The organism is Bacteroidota bacterium, assembly GCA_019637975.1.
In the GTDB taxonomy this organism is placed as follows: Bacteria; Bacteroidota; Ignavibacteria; order UBA10030; family UBA6906; genus CAADGV01.
This window is the reverse complement of sequence record JAHBUR010000004.1, coordinates 30,995-49,409: the sequence shown is the minus strand read 5'-3', so window position 1 is coordinate 49,409 and position 18,415 is coordinate 30,995. Positions and strand designations below refer to the sequence as shown.

General features: G+C 48.0%; 7 protein-coding genes. All 7 read left to right on the top strand.

The genetic code is table 11. The features are described 5' to 3' along the window. The first annotated feature begins 724 nt into the window (after positions 1 to 724). Positions 725 to 1,942, top strand: a complete 1,218-nt coding sequence (locus tag KF749_02895) for a phosphotransferase (protein MBX2990096.1) — start codon at positions 725 to 727, stop codon at positions 1,940 to 1,942. Positions 1,943 to 2,133: 191 nt separating this feature from the next. Then, a complete protein-coding gene (locus KF749_02890) occupies positions 2,134 to 5,091 on the top strand; it encodes an SMEK domain-containing protein (GenBank protein ID MBX2990095.1) in 2,958 nt (985 codons plus the stop codon). Beyond that, positions 5,070 to 13,091 carry a hypothetical protein gene (locus KF749_02885; protein ID MBX2990094.1) on the top strand — a complete coding sequence of 2,674 codons (8,022 nt, stop codon included), beginning with the start codon at positions 5,070 to 5,072 and terminating at the stop codon, positions 13,089 to 13,091. The genes KF749_02890 and KF749_02885 overlap by 22 nt, the downstream gene beginning before the upstream one ends. A gap of 70 nt (positions 13,092 to 13,161) precedes the next feature. Beyond that, positions 13,162 to 14,541 carry a hypothetical protein gene (locus KF749_02880; protein ID MBX2990093.1) on the top strand — a complete coding sequence of 460 codons (1,380 nt, stop codon included), beginning with the start codon at positions 13,162 to 13,164 and terminating at the stop codon, positions 14,539 to 14,541. 1,260 nt (positions 14,542 to 15,801) lie between these two features. Further along, a complete protein-coding gene (locus tag KF749_02875; GenBank protein MBX2990092.1) occupies positions 15,802 to 16,056 on the top strand; it encodes a hypothetical protein in 255 nt (84 codons plus the stop codon). 27 nt (positions 16,057 to 16,083) lie between these two features. Beyond that, on the top strand, positions 16,084 to 16,590 hold the full coding sequence (locus KF749_02870; protein MBX2990091.1) for a hypothetical protein: 507 nt from the start codon (positions 16,084 to 16,086) through the stop codon (positions 16,588 to 16,590). Positions 16,591 to 16,652: 62 nt separating this feature from the next. After that, a complete protein-coding gene (locus KF749_02865) occupies positions 16,653 to 17,711 on the top strand; it encodes an ATP-binding protein (GenBank protein ID MBX2990090.1) in 1,059 nt (352 codons plus the stop codon). The last annotated feature ends 704 nt before the right edge of the window (positions 17,712 to 18,415 follow it).

Below are 18,415 nucleotides of genomic sequence, written 5' to 3'. Positions count from 1 at the left end.
TAACTGAGAAATCAAAAATCCGAGTTCAGCGCGCCATTCCCGCATTTCACCACGGATGGAATCTTGAAAAGTGGCAAGGGACAGGTCTGGGTCTCCGAGCGAATGGCTCTTGTAGGCGTCCTACTTACGCCTCGTTATTCAGTCTTGCGACCTACACCCAGGAAAAAAAGTAAGGGAATGGGCGGTTGGGTATTGCTCCCATCCCCTTACTAACGCGCGCGCTCCCAACCTTTACACAGGATAAGAATATTTGGTAAAAAAGCAAAATCACCGAATTGTTCATTTGGCGCGAAACGTGGGACCGGCGTAAACGATTACGTGATGTGACCTTACCGCAAGGGTGAACGACCGGCTGCACCGAAGACGAGAAGTCCCCCGGTAGCAATTGTCGAGGTTTTTCATTGACAGCTCAATCTGATCTCAAACCATCATTCCAAGACCTACTTGGGAGAGAATGGCGATTCACAGCTGCGGATGCCCACTCCACAGCATCGTCGAGTCCGCGTTTGCTTCACCCCGCTCTATTGACTTTTTCCGTGCGATCATCTAAGTTACCACACACAATCAACCTGACCTCCGTCAGCTCGATTGGCCTACGGCCTAGTAGAGGCTTTTAGTTCTCTGCTACTTCATGTGAACGGTACGCCCTGACCGTGGTAGGTGTGCAGGGTGAAATATCCGACTGGTTTCATTCCGTTCCGTGGCTCACTTAGGGGAATGCTTCTTGACCGCACCTGAAAAAAACCTCACTTCGCTCAACAACAAAATAGCCCTCAGAAAACTTCGTGGCTTCCAAAACCTGTCATCTTCAATCCAAGCCCCTGATTTTCAACACAACCCAATAGACTTTGTTCCGATAGTCAGGCGGGTGTTACAATTAGGATTCTCCGAACAATTCATGCGAAGCTGCGTGAGAATAGGAAAGATAGAGCAACTCGGCGAAGGATTCAAAGCCGACTTTGTTGGAACGGTGCGAACTGATGTGCATACGGTAGTAAAACTCGGGACTGATGAATTGAAATTGCATAAGGCTCTCATAGAGTTGGTCAACAGCCAATATCCAAGGACATTCCCCGACGTGCTGCACATTGATGTGTTAGATGATGTTCGATTTGTTTTATTGATGGAACAAATGAGAAAGTTCAAGTCATTTTCCAAGTACCTCTACAATGAAGCAACGGAGGTAGCTGTTTTGAACCGTCTAGTAGACAAGGCCATTAGCGCCATCAAGAATGTTCACAAGACCACTGTCAGAATTAAGTCCCGGATAGGCACCAGCGTTGATCCTTACACCAAACGTATTGACTCTAAACTGCGTGCAATATTAAAGGCAGACGAAGCGCTTTCTTCAATCATGTCTGAGCCTGGTTATGTGAATGGTAAGAAAGTGCCTCCACTGAACAATACACTTAAGACTGTCAAGGCACGATTACAGGCGGATCTTCCCAAACTGAGAATGAATCTTGTGCACGGGGATCCCCACTTGGGGAATATCCTGTTCCGCAAACGCGGTCATGGATTCTCATGCTTCCTGATAGATCCAAATCCTCTTATCGGAATGTCCGACCCAATCTATGATTTTGGAAAACTGTTACATTGGATGCAACCTGTCGGATGGGTCGCGCGTAATCCCAAGTCCTGCCACAGCAGATGGATCCCGCCATCCAGAAAAAGCAGGTGGGTCCTGGATATTCATCTTAGTGATATTCCCAAGGCTGCGGAGCTCAGAAGAAAAAGGGTCGAGCAGTACACATTAGACAAGATTGAAGAGCAAAGAGAAGGAGATTGGGATAACTGGGAATATCGCTTGCGCGTTTCTGTCGCGTCGGCGCATCTCGGGCTTGCCGAAATAATGTCAACGCGCGGACATACTCAAGCAGGGAGATTTGTTTTGGCACACGCCATCTTAGAGTTGGGAAAGTCAGTCAGCGCTGAACTTTGAAGCGTGAATAACTGGCCGATCGCAAAAATGGGTTGCCGTTTTTTTTGGAGAACAGTATCGTTGAAATCTGGTGAGTGGGAGAGGCATGTGGACAAACGGATGATCCAATGGGGCCAGTCAGAAGATGACTCGTCAAACGATTGGTTGACACAATGACCAACTATTGAGTTCGCTCCAAATCTGTCATTTGCATGAATAAGCAAACCGAAATACAAACCATATCGAAATATGTGATGGAATGGCTCAGCGAAATTGATTCGCAGAATGCCTTAAACTTTTTCGATATCAACAAACTTTCTGAAGATCTATGCAAAGATGTCTTAAATACGATCTTTGATCTGAGACTGGAAAACCTCAACCAGAAACAAGCAAATTTTCCGGCTATTGACTTGGGCGATAATACACAAGGTAAGGTTGCTTTTCAAATAACATCGAGAACTGATGGAACAAAAATAAGAGACACGCTAGAGGCTTTTGTCAAGTATCAGCATGACAAAACTTTCACCAACGGACTTCGGTTTCTTATTCTCAAACTTGATCGCCCAAGGATGAAAAAGAGCAAATACCAATGGTTCGATCCTAAAAAGCATATTCTCTCGGCCAAGGATCTATTGCACAAAATAGTCAATCTCTATAACACAGACTATCCCAAATTCTCTCGAATCAAGGACATATTTGCGCATGAATACGGAGGCAAATTAGATAATAAACAACGGCAAGATCCAACCAGTGGCGAAATTCGAGACGCAATAAGGAAGTACTGGAACCGAGGGCCGAGAGCATGGGAACAGGATCCGATCCTGGAGACTCCAGGGCAGCCTTATTGTCCTCTGCATCTCACCGAGCAGAGGCTGTCACCCTTGGAAGTGGCATGCGACAGTCCTTATGCAATTATTACTGGCGACGTCGGCAGTGGGAAAACGTCACTCATGATTCATGTAGTACGGGAACTTTTGTACCTACAGCAAAATCCGACACATTGGCCCTTGCCAGTGAGCTTTGCTGCGATCAAGGACTTTGACACGAACGATGGACCTCCATTCACGATTCTTAGATCGGCATTGTGGCCAGAGTTTGAAACTCTCCAGTATTGCTGGAATAAGGGTAGCCTGTGGTTGTATTTGGATGAGATTGATCCTGCCGAAGAAAAATACAGGCTATTGCCGGCTTGGCTAAGACGGTTGCGTGATGAAAATGAACGTGAGGGACGGGCAAATCGCGTTTGGCTCAGTCTGCGCAGCAAAGATTTTAGAGAACACGGAGGCGAACTCAAGAACTGGCGGGAAATGTCGATATGTCCCCCATCGATTCCGGAAGTGTGGCAATATTTGCGTGCTCAGCGCAGTCTCCTTAGAGAAAAGTGGGGTAGCTTGTATAATTTCTGGGTGTCGCCTTCATCTCCACTACCTAAGGATAGTTTGTTCGGTTTGAACCTGTTGCTGAACTATTACCAAAGTGCTGCTGAAGGTGGGTCCGATATTGACTACTTGCGTGAACTCAGCCATGGCTTTCTCAAACAAGTGTTGCCATCTGGTCTTCGACGTAACGAAAAGATAAAAGAAGTCGATTTGCTGATAATCAGACCCTTCGCCAGACAGTGGTTGAATTCCCCTCCGGAAACATGGAAGGATTGGAACGGAAAAATCGACGCAGAGAGCTTTGAGGCCGAACGCAGGGAATTCCCGTTCCCAGAATTGGGCCCTGTTGTCTTGAAGGACATTTTGCAAAGAGATTTCTCAACGGTCACCATTTCCTTTCCGTTCATGCTCAATTACTGGGTGGTGGAGGCAGCCTTGACCATTTGGTCTGGTAATCGTGCCCAAATATCGGGTGGGGTCGCTGCGTTGTCGGAGAATCCCAATTTCTGGTCGCTGGCAATACTCTTTTTGGAAAGGCTATCGGATAGCCGTGATTGGGATCTGGTCGTCTCAAAATGCTTCGAACGCTTCAGAAACATCCGCTCTTCAGATCAAGCCAGCATAGCGATCAAGTTCTTATGGAGAGTTTCAGCCCAATCCAACGCGAATCAGCAGACATGGGACCAACTCATCCATATGATGAAGACCTATCCTGAGTTACGGGAAGAAAGTACACGCGAACGTGAAATGACGCTTGACGATCTCGCTCTTGGGAATCAGGAGATACCGCCTGCTTTGTGCGACCTGCTTTCTGATCACTTGATACGACGTCATCAATCATTGCGTGAACTCTTTCATTCTAACGGCGCCGAAAAACTCCGTTCCGATCTCTATGGGAATTCGCCACGACTTTGGGAGGAGTGGTTAAGCATCATCGAACAATATCCGATCGAAAATGCAGCAGAGCAAGCCGTCAAGGCGTGCTTCGAATATCGAAATTCTCTTGACACGGCCACTATCAATCGAATTCTTTCCGCGTTTTCCTTCTTTTGTCTGGAACCTAATCAACGGGACATCATTCAAACTTGGATGAATGATATTCTGGAGGCGCCCGAGAGACTTTACGTGCGAGATCCGCAGAGGACAATTGCTCTACTTTATGCTTTGCGGGGCTGGAGCCAATTTGCATCACTGACCTTCATTCAAAAACTGTGCGAACTGGGGGAAGATCGTCGGGACAACAATTTGAAAGAGGTTGCACTTGACTTAATGCAATCCACGAGTCTTACTGAAGCAGCTAGTTGGCTTACGACCTTCTACGATAAGGAAGTAGCTCCACTTGTAAAGGATAGAATACTCCAGCATCTTATTGCCTGTGGTGAAATTTCGAAACTGGAAGACATTGTCGCTACTGGAAAAGTTCCTCTGCTGCGCTTACGTGCGGCTATTGCGTTGTTGACACGCTATCACCAAGGAGGGGAAAATGAGAAAGAATTAGCCATACTCAGCAGACTTTCGACCATCCAACTTTTGAAAAGCCTTGCAAAGATGCCGGAAGTTTCGCTAACGCACAGGGACAAAGTGGCAAACTTTTTCCTTGAGTCTCGTACAAGAATTAACCTTGAGGAAGCTAAAGCTGTCGCGCGAGTTTCCGCTCACATCAAGGTACTTGAGAGGATTCTGACGAAGCTGCCTACAGAGCAACAACGCACATCATTCAGATCATTCATGGATAAGTTACAACATACGCAGAATGCAGAGGTTAACACATGGCAAAGAACAAGCGCCTAGCGAGATTCGAGTCTCTTAGCCTAATTGATAAAATCAAGTCCGTCAAAGAGTATTTGACTTCCCCCTGGTCTGCAGTGCAACTGCGCGGGATGCAGAAGATGGAAGATTGCTTGGCTCAGATGACAAACCCCGATGAACGCGAATACTTTTTAGGGCTTGTCACTGGGTCATTTGTTCATGAGGAGCAAATAAGGAAATGGGCTGCCCAAATTATGCGTGAGAGATTTCCGGAACGTTGGGAATATGTCGGTGTCGATCTCGAAACTTTCTATGCCAACCCTCTACCGCAGAACTTGAAAAAAATTATACGCAAGGGACTAGATCTGCTGGAGCAAGGAGAACCACCTAGGAAAGGGATAAGCTCCCGGGAGGCACCCAGCTATTTTCAGCCGAATCACCGGCACGGCCTTGATCTCCTATGGCTCGGGACCGAGTCTGGGATTTTCAGCTTACCGGCCGATGTTGGAGATACGAGCAGATCGCGCTTTGTAGATTTCATCGAAAAAGATTTCCAGAGCGAATTCCCTAATGCTAAGTTGGGCGAACAATTACACAGTCTTCTCAAAATGGACTTAGACCCTTTCGTTCTTCGGAGAATTCTGGATTTCTTCGGAAGAACGGGTCTGCCAAAGGACGAAACGACTTCGGCTTTTGACGTCGCGCTGGAGCTAATCCAACCGCCTCCGTACAAAGATTTCGAGTACAGTAACGATCCTCACGCTTACTATCAGGTGATTGAATCTGGAATACGTAGCGCTAGGCTGTTATGGGCGACACCCTTGTATGAATCTGCCCGCTCCATCATCGGCAATATGCTCCATGATGAAAGAATGAGCGACGGCTTGGTCGAACAATCCAAAAGATGTCATGATGGCTATTGGTCGTCGGAACAATGGGAGGCTTTGCTCGAGAAATGGAAGATAAGGTCCGTTGCTGATGGTGAGAATCTTGAGAAGGCATTTGCAAAGACTCGGGAAAACAGGATCAGACTGATCCATGCGCTGGAGAGTGTCATTCGGCAGCAGAATGACTACAGAAACAAGCCTGACCAATGTAAGGACGCCAACCGCCAGAACGCGATCAAAGCACTTGGAGAAATCGGTGCTTGCGATTCGTTGTTTGAGCTAAGGAAGTTTTTCGATGCGGGGTTACAATGCGAATCCGTCAGCTACACATTGCAGATGTGGCACTTTGCCTTAGTGCGTAACTTCGATCAGTTCAAATCTGAGCAGTGTCAAGAAATCGTTCAGCATCTCTTGACCTTGGGACGCTCGCGAAAAGCTGTCGAAAACCATGTTATGCAAGTCATGGGGAAATGCCGCAGTCTCAACCCGAAGAAGTGGAATGATCTCGTTAGGTACAACAGCAGGTATGTCGCCAACAACTTGGTGACGCTCTACATTGGAAAGGGCGAAGTGTGGAATCGCAATCCAATATTACGAAAAAGCATAGCATGCTACAAGAGTTCCGTGTCTGGCTTCAAAATGGAGGATTTTTTGCATCTATGGAATATGCTTCTCACTCCAGAAGACGAACTTTTGGACGAGCGGCAAGTTTTAATGCCAGAATTAATTGAAGAACTCAGATGCATTTTACGAGACGCATTACGTCAAGCACCGGATCGAGCAACGATGATCAAGCGGTTCGTGCAATTCTCGTTCCTGATAGAAAAGCTTGATCTCTCTGAGAATCTGAGCCGGTTTATTCCGACTGACGACGAATTGATTGTACTCAGGAATGAGGATTCGCAACTCCGCCATATCAAGGACGCGATGGTTTTGAAGAAGGCATTTGATGAAGAGACGGTGCGCGCGCGAAAACTGACGCTTTGGCTTGAGTTAGCGACAAACCACCCCAAGATGCCTTATCAAAATTGTCCTTTTGCTCTGGAAGATAGGCACCCCCCCCTCGATCTGATTAGTGACATCAAGGAATATCGCTGGATCGAAAGCGTACCAGTACTCATGAAGTTGCCGGTTCGGGAGATCCAAAATTTATTAGATTTGTTGCGGTGCATGCTCCAAGATGAGCGTACCAACTCTCATTACGGATTTCTCTATGGGGGACTCAACAAATATGTGCGTCAGCACCTGAGCGGAGAAGCTGCGTATTATCTATATGAAGAGTTGCGTGGCGAAACAGAGCTTACAGATGCGGAACTGTCCAAGTTCGCGTGGCTGAGCTTGCTACGTGCGTCCCAATTCGCCAATGAACATCATTTGCCATTTCCCCCAGAAGGGCAATCGGATCGCACTGGCGAGTCCGAGGCAGTCAGTTCGAGACTCGCAAGTGCCCTAGCCCAGCTTGATTTCGAGGAAACCTTGGTAGGCACTGCTGAAGGTGGCACTGTTAAACTACTCACTCAAGAAAGTTTGCATCACCATCGGAATGTGGTTTTTGCATCTCCGGTCATGGGTTTGCGGAATGTGTGGCGTGTAGTGACGAATAGAGCCGATTTCCCCTCAGCCATAGCTGACAAAATCAAGAACTTACATCTTAACACAGAACCTCAAAGCAACAAACAAATTTGTGTTGGGGATTGTGTGCTGGGAAGCATCGAACGGTTGTGCGAAACGAACTCTGGCGAGAAGTTCATTGTCGACTTAGGCGCAAGCTATCCCAAAGGGATCTGGTCGGAGCCTGAGATCGGTGAAACACAAACGGAAAAGCTAGGTAATCTAGGCCAACTTCATTTGTTCATGGTCGCTGGTCGCGAACAGGCGGGTGACCTGATTCTCTCAAAGAGAGCGCTCATAGCTTCGCTAAAAGAAGTTTTGCTCAACGTGAGGGATAACCTCGAAATGGAAGTCGCTCTTGATGCAATCAATCTGGAAGGCAATGTTCGAGTGTTGTGTGGACATTTGCCATTCGAGGTTTCAAGGGAAGAGGTTTCTTGGGCAAATTTGCAGAATACGCTTGAAGTAATTAAACTCCTGGAGGAACGACAAGAGCGGATCAAGATTTGCCTTGTTCGACCTGCCGAAGGTGCAAAGGTTATCTTCTCTTTCAAGCGGCGCAAACCTGTTTGGGGCGCTGAAAAATTGGCCATGTTTTTTGGAACGGCTCCTTTCAAACTGACCTTTGTTAATCTCGACAAGAATGATCTACTTTTTGAAGTACATACTTCCTTACCTGAATCAGACTATCCCGACCATTTTGTACGTCCTGGAACTCTTTGTAAGCTTAGCGCGGAGAGAATGGTGGACAAGGATGAATTCAACTATCATCCGCTGCTCACAGCCTATCCCCCAAAATGTGGCGAGACGTTCGAGGCCCAATGGCTCTTGCCTCAAGTGAACCAAAGGGACAATCGCCCTTGGCAGCAGCAGGGTGAGTGTGTGTTGAAGCTTAGACGGATAGCACCTTATCGCTATGATCTGCATGGGAAGTTCGAACTTGAAGCTCGCGTCACCATTATTGCTCAGCCTTCAAAACCTTGGTCCGATAAACCACAAACAGTAGAAATCATCGAGCCTCAATTTGAGGAACGGCCAGTTCCTGCAATCTTAGAGTGGGATAAGGTCGACTCCGAGATGCTGTTGCATCTTGGGGAGATTGATGAGGTTCTGAAGCTTCGAGCCAAGATCATAGGCTACCGAGAGAGTGTCCCTCTGGTTATCCCCCTCATAGATGAATTCCGTAAATTCGAAGTGGGTGATTGGTACCATCTCAAAGTCATCGGTTCGTCTAGAGATGACTGGAGAAATTGGTTGAATCTATCGCATTGGACGACGCGCGAAAGTTTCGTAATTAATGAAGACCAACTTGCGTACAATCCGAAAATCACGATTCAGGATTTTCCGTGCGATACTGTCGTGGAGGCTCGTTACGTTGGGAAAAATGAAAAAAGAGGAGAAATGGAGTTTTCTCTACTTCTCGATAGTCCCGAAGAAACTATACAGTCAGTTGAGCGGCTGAAGCTGCCGGCAAACGGCATCTACATTGGTTATCAGGAAAAGGGATATGACCGATACGTTTGGATCGAACGAAAACCCGGCATATGCTTGCGGATAGCGCGTCAATGCTTCGAGGATTTCGGGCGTACTCATTTTTATGCAGGCGATGCGGTGAGTCTTAAACCTGGTCGCGAGCTGAACCGCGTTCTTCTTGTGCATAATCTCCAAGTCCAAAGTGGCGGCATTAGGAGCATCCTTGCACAAGAAGAGCCACTGAAAGGACTTGTGATATCAGAAGACGGGCTGGTGAGAGTCACGCCTCCAGGGATCCGATCTATGAACGGAAGACTAGTTGGCGGCGGTTCACACTATCGAACGCGGGCGCGGATTGATGTCCGAGCCGAGCGAATTTGGATGAGTTGTTCATCCGGTATTCCAAAGCTCCATGGAGATCTCGTTCCAGTTGCTGATAGCACCACCGTCCCTGGAATAGACTCGATTCTAAAAGAGAAGACGAAGAATGAGTTTTTCAACGTCTGGGGGAGAGTACAGTCTGCTGGAAAAGACGGGCTTCGGATTAAGTCTTGGAATTACGATAGCGATATTACTTTCTTGGTGCCCTATAGAGATATCTCACATGTTGTATCACGACGCGATTACCAGTACTATCAATCCCGGGCTAATCGGAATCTCGTGCGTGGCTTTCGTGTCATGGGTGTCGATACAGAGAAGAAACTCGTGAAACTCAGTCTCTGTCAGGGCATTCCTCAGAACCTCAATCGCAACGGAAAGCTCAATGCGGAGTTTGGTATTGACAAGGGCGAAGCATGCCTCATCAGGATTTCAGAGGACAATCGCTCGTATATTTTTGAGACAGCTACTCTGGTCATATGCAGGGTTTCGGTCGATGATATACTAATCACTCCGGGTCAACGTCGATCATACTTCAATTGGAAATTCATTGACGGAATGTTCAGTTTTGCGTTCTCTGATAACAACAAGCTGGTCCTTCGAGCTCTGCCCGTTCGTTCACTAAGCGAAACACTCAATAGCTTAAGAAACCATGTCTTTCGTTGCCATCTCTCAAATGAGAGAGAAAAATGGCGGATTAGGTTCTTGGGAGAAGCTGCGAAAAGGCACATCCAATTGCAGCATGTTCAGGCTTTCCTAGCACTCGAGGATGCTCAGATCTTGACGGAAAAAGTATCCGATCAGGATATTTTTTCCGTAGTTTTCGGACACTTTGATAAAGAGCAGGAAGCCTTCGTTTTCCGCATTTGGGATAGTGATAAGCACCAAAAATACGAGATTGAGATCCAGCTTCTCGTTCCTGAAGGTAACAACACCGGTTGGCGAGTTCGACCCGCAAACGGACCTGTAGGAAATCTCAAGTTCCCTGATCTTACTTCCAACTCATCGTTGTCACTCTTCGGCTTGACTCGCCCGATGCATCCGGTTATGCATCCCGGCACCCTCAATTTTAATGTCGGAGAATGGCATAGCGCAATTTTGGTTAAGCACGATAATTCCTCCAAGCTTTCTCTGACCGGAAGTACTCCGCGGGAAGTGGGGGAATTGGATCAGTTCTTTTTAGAAAACCCCAACGAAAAACGTCTGGTGTTCACGATGCTTCAAGACACTGCGAAGTCTGACGAACCTATCCTTGTTGAACGTGTCCCAGGAATGAACTATCGCATTCCGCTATCGCGCTTCGACCGTCCGCAGAGAATCAAAGATCTGCGCCGTGGCGATCGCATCATCGCGCATGTCGTAAGATTCGACAATATTTCCTTTCGGTTGGAAATTGAAATGTTCCTTCGTGATGGCTGGCTCTGGAAGATCTTCTTACAGAGCGCTCAACCGCCTCACCCTAATCGTGAGGGCTATATTAAAGACGCTTCTTTCGTTTTCGAAAAGTGGGGAATTAGTAGAAACTATTTCTCTGTGTTTTACACAAACCATAAGAAGATAGAAGAACGACTTTTGCTTCAACTCAGCGCGCTTCCTGCGGAACAACGCAGCAGCTTTCTTTGGCTTAAGCCCGGGGATCGCTTACATGGGCGATTGATGGTTGCGCATGAAGGCTTGCGCTATAGCGAACATGGGGTCTTTCAAATCACTCGGGTGGAGGTCGGGTTGCAGCATGAGGTCAAGGAAGACGCGGTTCGGGGAACTGGTAGGTTGGCAAGAGTGCGAATAGAGGAGATTCTTGAAAATGGTTATCGCGTGGTTTTCGAAGAAGACGCCGCTTTGACAGGCTTCTTGCCAAATCAAGAAGCCAAGTGTCTCTCGAGAAACAACATTAACCTTGACAACTTGAAGAACCTTGAAATCCCTGTGCTGATCACTGCCGCTGATCGCACGATTGAAGTAAGCTACGATCAATATTTGAGTGAAAGAGTTCAAACTTTTGGTGTGGCATCTCTACTACCTGGAATTGTCAAGCGAGCCTGTGCAGAAGGTGCATTCATACAATTTCCTGGATTTGTCACTTTCATTCTGTACGACGAGCTGATTTATGGCTATTTCGGAAAAGGCAAGCTGCAGAAGAATATGGCCATTAGCTGCGTTCTTCGTGAATGGAGTCCCTCAGAAGGAAGGATCCTCTTGAGCCGTGTACCAACATTTGACGATGCTGGACGAAACGAAACCTTCGTGGCCAAAATTGTTTCTAAACATCCAGACTGTTTATTAGTGCGTTACGAGCAATCGTATGGTATGGTTGCCATGAACTACGTCAAGAGTGAATTTCACGAACCCTTAGAGACTGGAGATGAGGTACGTCTGAGCCAGTTCATGATCGGGAAGAAGAGGCACTTATCAGTACGCAGTCAAAGTTCAATGATTCATCGTAAACAAGTGGCTTGGGACACATGCTGTAAATTTTTTCCGGCATGGGCCGAATTGGTTTGGACAAATCTCTGGGATCGTCGCAAACAATCGAAGCACTCAGAATACGACTGGCTGGCCTTTGGAAGCCAACTGTCAGAACTCTTTGTTCCAATTAATAGCACAACAGCGACAGCTGTAGCGCGTTTCTTGGCTGCACCCTTGCGACAGTTGCATCTGTTTGCTGTCATCCCGGAAGCTTCACGGGATGATTGGTCGTCATTCCTGTCGGGAACAGCAAGAATCATAATGAACCCGCAGCTTTATCGTGAGGATCAGGATCCACTGGTGCTTCTTGCTGCAATAGAGTATTTTTTGTCCGTTGAGGAGTATGCAGATATTCACCGATCCCATCAAGAACACTCCATAGATTGGAAAGTGATCTATGCTATGGTCAACTACACACACGAGAGAATTCCAGAATCACTGAATGCGGGTCTCGGGCGCATCATTGCCGCCAGACGAAGCGGCGCCGATATGGATTATACTCAACTTGTTGAGGAGGTTGTCCAACGCCTTGGTAGTCACTTCGAATTGTTCTTGCAGCCGTATTGGCCGGATTGGAAACAAGATATGGAGAATCACGCTGTTGCTACAATGGGAAGAGCAACAAATCCCCTTGAGCAATACATCCCAGGAGAATTAGGCAGCACCGTCGATACGATTGAAAACTGGATTCGTGAAGTCAAAACAAAACCAACATTGAAAGTCGGTCGGCTCCATTATCTGCTTGCGTGTCTCTATTTTGTTTCGCAAAACGAAGAAAAGGTCCAAGAACATCTTGAGGAAGCAGGCTATCATCTCGGATCTGTGGAAGAAGACCGAGCTTGGCGACGGCGTATCGAAGTGCTAAGGCTGTGCATGAGTTTTCTGGCTGGGCGGTTGCACGAACGACCTACTGGCAGGCCCAGTGAGGAAGCCTGGTTTGACAACCTCGTCGACCTCTTAAAGAAATATTGCAATTCTTATCATCCCGAAAGTGAATCCGACTCAAATTCGATCATTTTTTCAACAGGGCTAGCAGTCGCGCTAAGAGATTACGGTTCACTAAGCTACTTGTTAGAGGCTCGGCGGTCATCACCGTCATTCCTAACTCTCCTTTTGCAGAATTTCCTAGACAATCGCACTGGTCGCATGGAGCCGCCGGACACACTCAATAGCCGAGATTTATTCCTCAAGTCAGGGATATCCGTCCACCAATACTTGATAAGATGAAATGGGCAAACAAATGAGACCGATTCCCATAAGGTGTATTCTCACTCATGAGTCCCCGGATCTTGATGCTATGCTCTCCACACTTGTCCTGCGCCGTTTTGGCGAAGCGCAGTTTCCGGGTGCGCGAACGGCAGATATTGCGTTCTGCCCTGCCGGAAAGCTCCCTGAAGGAAAGTCGTCTGAGGAATTGGAAAAAGAAGGCATACTTGCAGTCGACGTTGGTGGCGGGCGGCTGGACTCGCATCCCGTTGAGAATCAAGTCACTAAAGAAAAACAAGATCGCTGCGCGGCAGATCTCACAGCGGAGATGGTTGGCATAAGCGACGATCCAGCCTGGCGAAGTCTAATTCAGTATACACGCCTGCAGGATACCACCGGGCAAAGCATCCGCTCTAGAGATTATGTCCACCATTTAGGAACACTGCCGACTATTCTCAGTGGTCTCCAATTGCTCTACGGTTCCGATTCGTACCGCCTCTTACATGAGGGTATGAACGTATTGGAGGTTATCACATTGTATTTAGAGAGAAAAGAAAAAACAGATTCACAGAATGCTCCAGACAGCAGATTGTTGCTGAAGGAATTGATAGGGAAATATCTGCTTGACCGAGGTTCAGTGGTTGGAAGTGCAGAACCAACCTTGGTTACCATTCGTGAATTGCACCGTCGACTGATTGAGAATCCAGAAATTGCTTTCTCTCCAGATCCCTTAGATGAAATGGTCTCTTTGCCCGCGTTGCTTGCTGGTCTGATGTTTCGCGAAGAAGGCAATCAAGAGCGCATTACTGGAACATTTAATTTTTGGTTGGATGCAATTTGGGAAAGAGAAAAACAGTGGGCAAATGCCTTGGAAGAATTTGACAATAGAGGAATCGTTCACAAGGTCAGGAATGTAAGCATCGCTAGTGTAGTGTCCACAAATGGGATGGTCATCAAAGCAGCACGATTTCGTGTGCATGCGGATCTAATTATCTACCGCGATGGTTTCTCCGGTGCAACTTCTCTTTTGTTAAACCGTAGGGGACCGCTTAACAAGTTCTCGATGCCGAGCCTGGCTGAAAAAGTTCGCATAGCTGAATGTATCGAAGAAAAGACCACCCCCGATTATCAACGACTAAGGTTGCCGGGCATGATGCATAAGTGGTTTCTTCATCCCTCCGACAGTCTCTTAATTTGTGGGTCACCCAAAGCGAAGGATTTTATTCCAAGCAAGATTCAAATGAACAACTTACTTGGCATCGCTCTAACCGAAATTGAATGGCTAGAGAAAATGCCTATCGACTATTGCCCGAATGACACTTGTACCGGTGAGTCTTGTTTGTTTTACCGTCTGCACGCAAGAGCATGCAAAAATCACCGCGACCGCCACAAGATTCCGAAAACTGGATATACTCTGGCTGAGAAGCTCTCCGTAGCCTTGAATGCAAAGAACAAGGAGGTACGTAAGTAAAGATTCTGCTGCCTCACCTTGGCTTGACACAGATCAAGGGCCGTCTCATTGGAATTGGTCGACTCAGAGTTGAGCAATCCCGTTTGCTCATAAAACTCAAGACGGATAAAGCCGCCTCTTCCCAAACCTTCTACAAGAACACCTGCCTTCGTATTCCGCTACACTTCGTCGAGCTCATTGATAGTAATCCAACCACAGATAGACTGTCACAATTCGCTGACAAAAAGACGACGACATCGGTTGCACCAAGCATCCTCTCCCAAAGCTCCTCTGGAGCAAATTTGTGTCGTCTTGCCGTGCTCCGAAACATTGAAGTTAAGAATGGCACGCCGCCACAAAGTTACCTGCAACGGGAAGGGGCCCACTGAGTCATTGATGCACAGCCTACTCCATAATACATAGTAAGTGTGCAAACATTGCTAAGCCATGAAAAAGGTCTTTGCGCGTGCGTGCGCATATATCCCCGTGCACAGCGGCAGCGTGTTGCCATCTCAAGATCATCTATAAGGATATAGCTTCAACCCTAAATATCCTGCCGCTTCTCCAAAGACCCTGTTGCAACATAGTTTCGTCTCATTCCCGTCACACAAACTGCACTGAATGAACCGCCACAACGTTGCTGGCACGAGGCCAGCCGCACGGCGGCAGAAAGTGCCCGCGAGTGAGTTGTTGAAAATGAATCGATTCACTGCGGGTCACATACTGCCGCCTTTCCCACAAGAAGCCATGAGCAAGAACGCCTCCCTCATCACTTCGCTCGGCGTACTTGCGGCCCTCAGCATGTTATAGGCTTGGCATGCCTTTGGCCGCCGCCTCATTGATATTTCGATAGACGATCAGTTTCACACCAAAGTCACGCCAAGCCCCTTGACGCTGACGTCCGACGTCTGCCCTCAAGCGTCACCCCTTTTTCCGTCTTCCATCCCCGGTCATCACCCCATCAACTCTGAACCATCAACGATCAACCACTTTGGAATTTCCCCGTATGGATCGCCCCCAAGCAAAAAATGAAAAGGGGGAAAAAGCAGAAAAAGCGGCGCAAGATACAACGGCAAACATCTTAGTTAGTGCTCAGGAGGAAAAAGGCAAGGGTAAAGTGAACGCACTCCGCCCGCCTGCGCTTCGCTCCGGCGGTCGTCGTAAACGCGCCCTTGCCTTTTTCGTTTGCCGTTGTGCCACAACCCCCGCTTTTTCTTTTCCCCTTTTCTTTTTCGGGGGCGCTTATCGGCGGCGGCGGTCTCAGCAACAACAGGTGCAACAATGTTCAAACCCTATCAACCCATCAAGCGCATATCAGGCAAAACTGTGCTCGGCTTCTTCTATCGCGACAACGGCGACACCATTCAATATGTCACGTTCCATTCTACTGTTGTCTCCATTGCGAAAAACAAAGTCTGCCCTGCCACCGAGCAGGAATACCGGGAAGACCGCAAGCGCCGGTATGCAAAAATCGCCCAACGCAACGCCGCCGCAGAAGCTGCGTGTACAAACACTAAACCTAAACCTCAATCTTAACCTTAACCTTAACCCTAGGAGGACACCATGCCCAACACCAACCACCACGATGAGTTCTTTCAGGATATCGCAACTGCCGAGGTTGCAGGACCGCAACTCATCGAAACCGACCAGGTCGCAATACTTCGGCGAGTTGTACCAAAACCGCAGTTCACGGAGTATGCGACACACTTGATCAGCCGGCTGCTCGAAGAGCAATCCTCGCTCGAGGCCTTTGTCCGCATCCGCAACGTGATTGAAATCCTCGAGATCGCGTGCGCACAGGTCAAAGAGCATGCAATCGTTGACGTGCACGATTCCAATTGCGAAATCTTTGGCGCACGGGTACAACTCAAGCAGTTGCCGAAGAAGTTCGAGTATAACGACAGGCTCGTTACCCAACTCGAAGCGAAGAAGGCAGAGATCGATGCACAGCTGAAAGCCCGCAAGAAGTTCCTTGAAAGCATCACCGATCCCATGAAGGATGAATCCGGCGAACCAATCTATCCGGCAAAGTTTCTTTCAGGTGGAGTCACGCTTCAAGTAAGCTTCTAACCAACTGGACTCTGCAACTCAACCTTAACCTAATCCTCAACCTTAATCAAAGGAGCACCACCATGAACACCCCAACCACATTCCCCAAACCCTCCATCCTTCAATTCAAGAAGGCACAGTATGTCACCAAGAAAGCCCGCATCGGTCTCTCCGGTCCGTCGGGTTCAGGCAAGACGTTGACTGCACTCAAGATTGCCGGTGGACTTACGCCGAACGGCGGGAGACTTGCGCTTATCGATACCGAGAACAACTCCAGCGTCCTCTACGCTGACCGGATCGATTTCGATGTGTTGAACATCGAACCGCCGTTCGATATTGACAAATACATCAACGCCATCAAAGCTGCCGAGCAGGGAAACTATGCCGTGCTGATTCTTGACAGCATCTCGCACGCGTGGGCCGGGGAGGGAGGCTTGCTCGATACGCAAGGCAAGCTCGCCGATGGCGGTATGAACAGCTTTACCGCATGGCGTAAGCTCACACCGAAGCATAACGCGTTCGTCGAGGCGATGATTCGCTCGAAGCTCCACGTCATTGCAACCATGCGTTCAAAAATGGATTACATCGTTGAGCAGAACGACAAGGGAAAGGCCGTACCGAAGAAAGTCGGACTTGCACCGATTCAGCGTGAGGGAATGGATTACGAATTCGACATTGTGTTCGACCTCGACCTGAATCACAATGCGCTGTCAAGCAAAGACCGCTCCAGCCTGTTCGATGGGCGCGTGCTGAGCAAACCCGATGAGAGAGTCGGGCAAGAGATTGGTTCATGGTTGAACCGAAACACAACAGCAGAATCAACTGTCAGCCAACAACGATCAACTAACCCGTCCCCCGTCTCCAGTCGTCCGTCCGCTTCTCAACCTGAACCTCATCCTCAACCTGCTCTACCCTCTAAACCTAATCTGTTCGACAACAACGGCCACAGGCCCGGAGAACAGGAAACCAATGCCATGCTGTTCGCCGTCAAACATGCGGCAACCGCAGAGCGCCTCTTTTCGATTGAGCAGAGCATGAGCAAAGGCTTGAACGCAAAGCGTATTACCGCGGAACAAGCCGACAGGGTCAAGAGGGCCATTCAAGAGCGAAACGCACATCTTGCCCGACAGAAAGCGGCGTAGTGCTACACACATCCGGGCGGGAGGCAGTCCCGCCTGGATGTTCATGTTCATTTTATTCGCTTTTCTTGACACATTTATAACGCATGTCCGTGATGCAGACACGATCACCTTTCTGCTGCTAGACGACTCTTTCCTTTCTGAAAAAGCTGGTGGGATGCCTTTAGCACGAAGTAAGTGGCGGAAGGCAGCAGGCTGTGTATCCACACGCAAGCTGGTTGCGCTGAAGCAAAGTCTACTCATAACTGCCAAGTTTCTGTTATTTGGCGCCTTGTTCGTACGATCAGGCTCCCCGGGCGTTGGCTTCTGACTGGTGTTCCGAGGTCATTTTCGCGATTGCCTCTTGACATGAACGATTCCACTTGCTATATTTGAGAGCATTATGTCTGATTATCATGCTTGCTTGCGTTCTTACAACCATTCTCAATCCCCTCTCGAAAGAACTTGCACACAGAGCTTCCTTAATAACACATTGCTCTACGAACTTTATCGGAAACGAACAGTGCTTGCAGAAGGCTCTTAAGTGAATCAATAGTTGTGTAGTCGGGACGATGATTCGTCGCCGCAACAGCCGTGATTTTATTTTCTTGTCTCGCACCTTGTTGTCATAGCGAATGTGGTGTTCAGATATTGCAGATAAAAATATCTGAAATCGAATTGGCTGCGAACCTGCGTTCAGTTTGTACAGGCTACACAGTGGCAGTTTC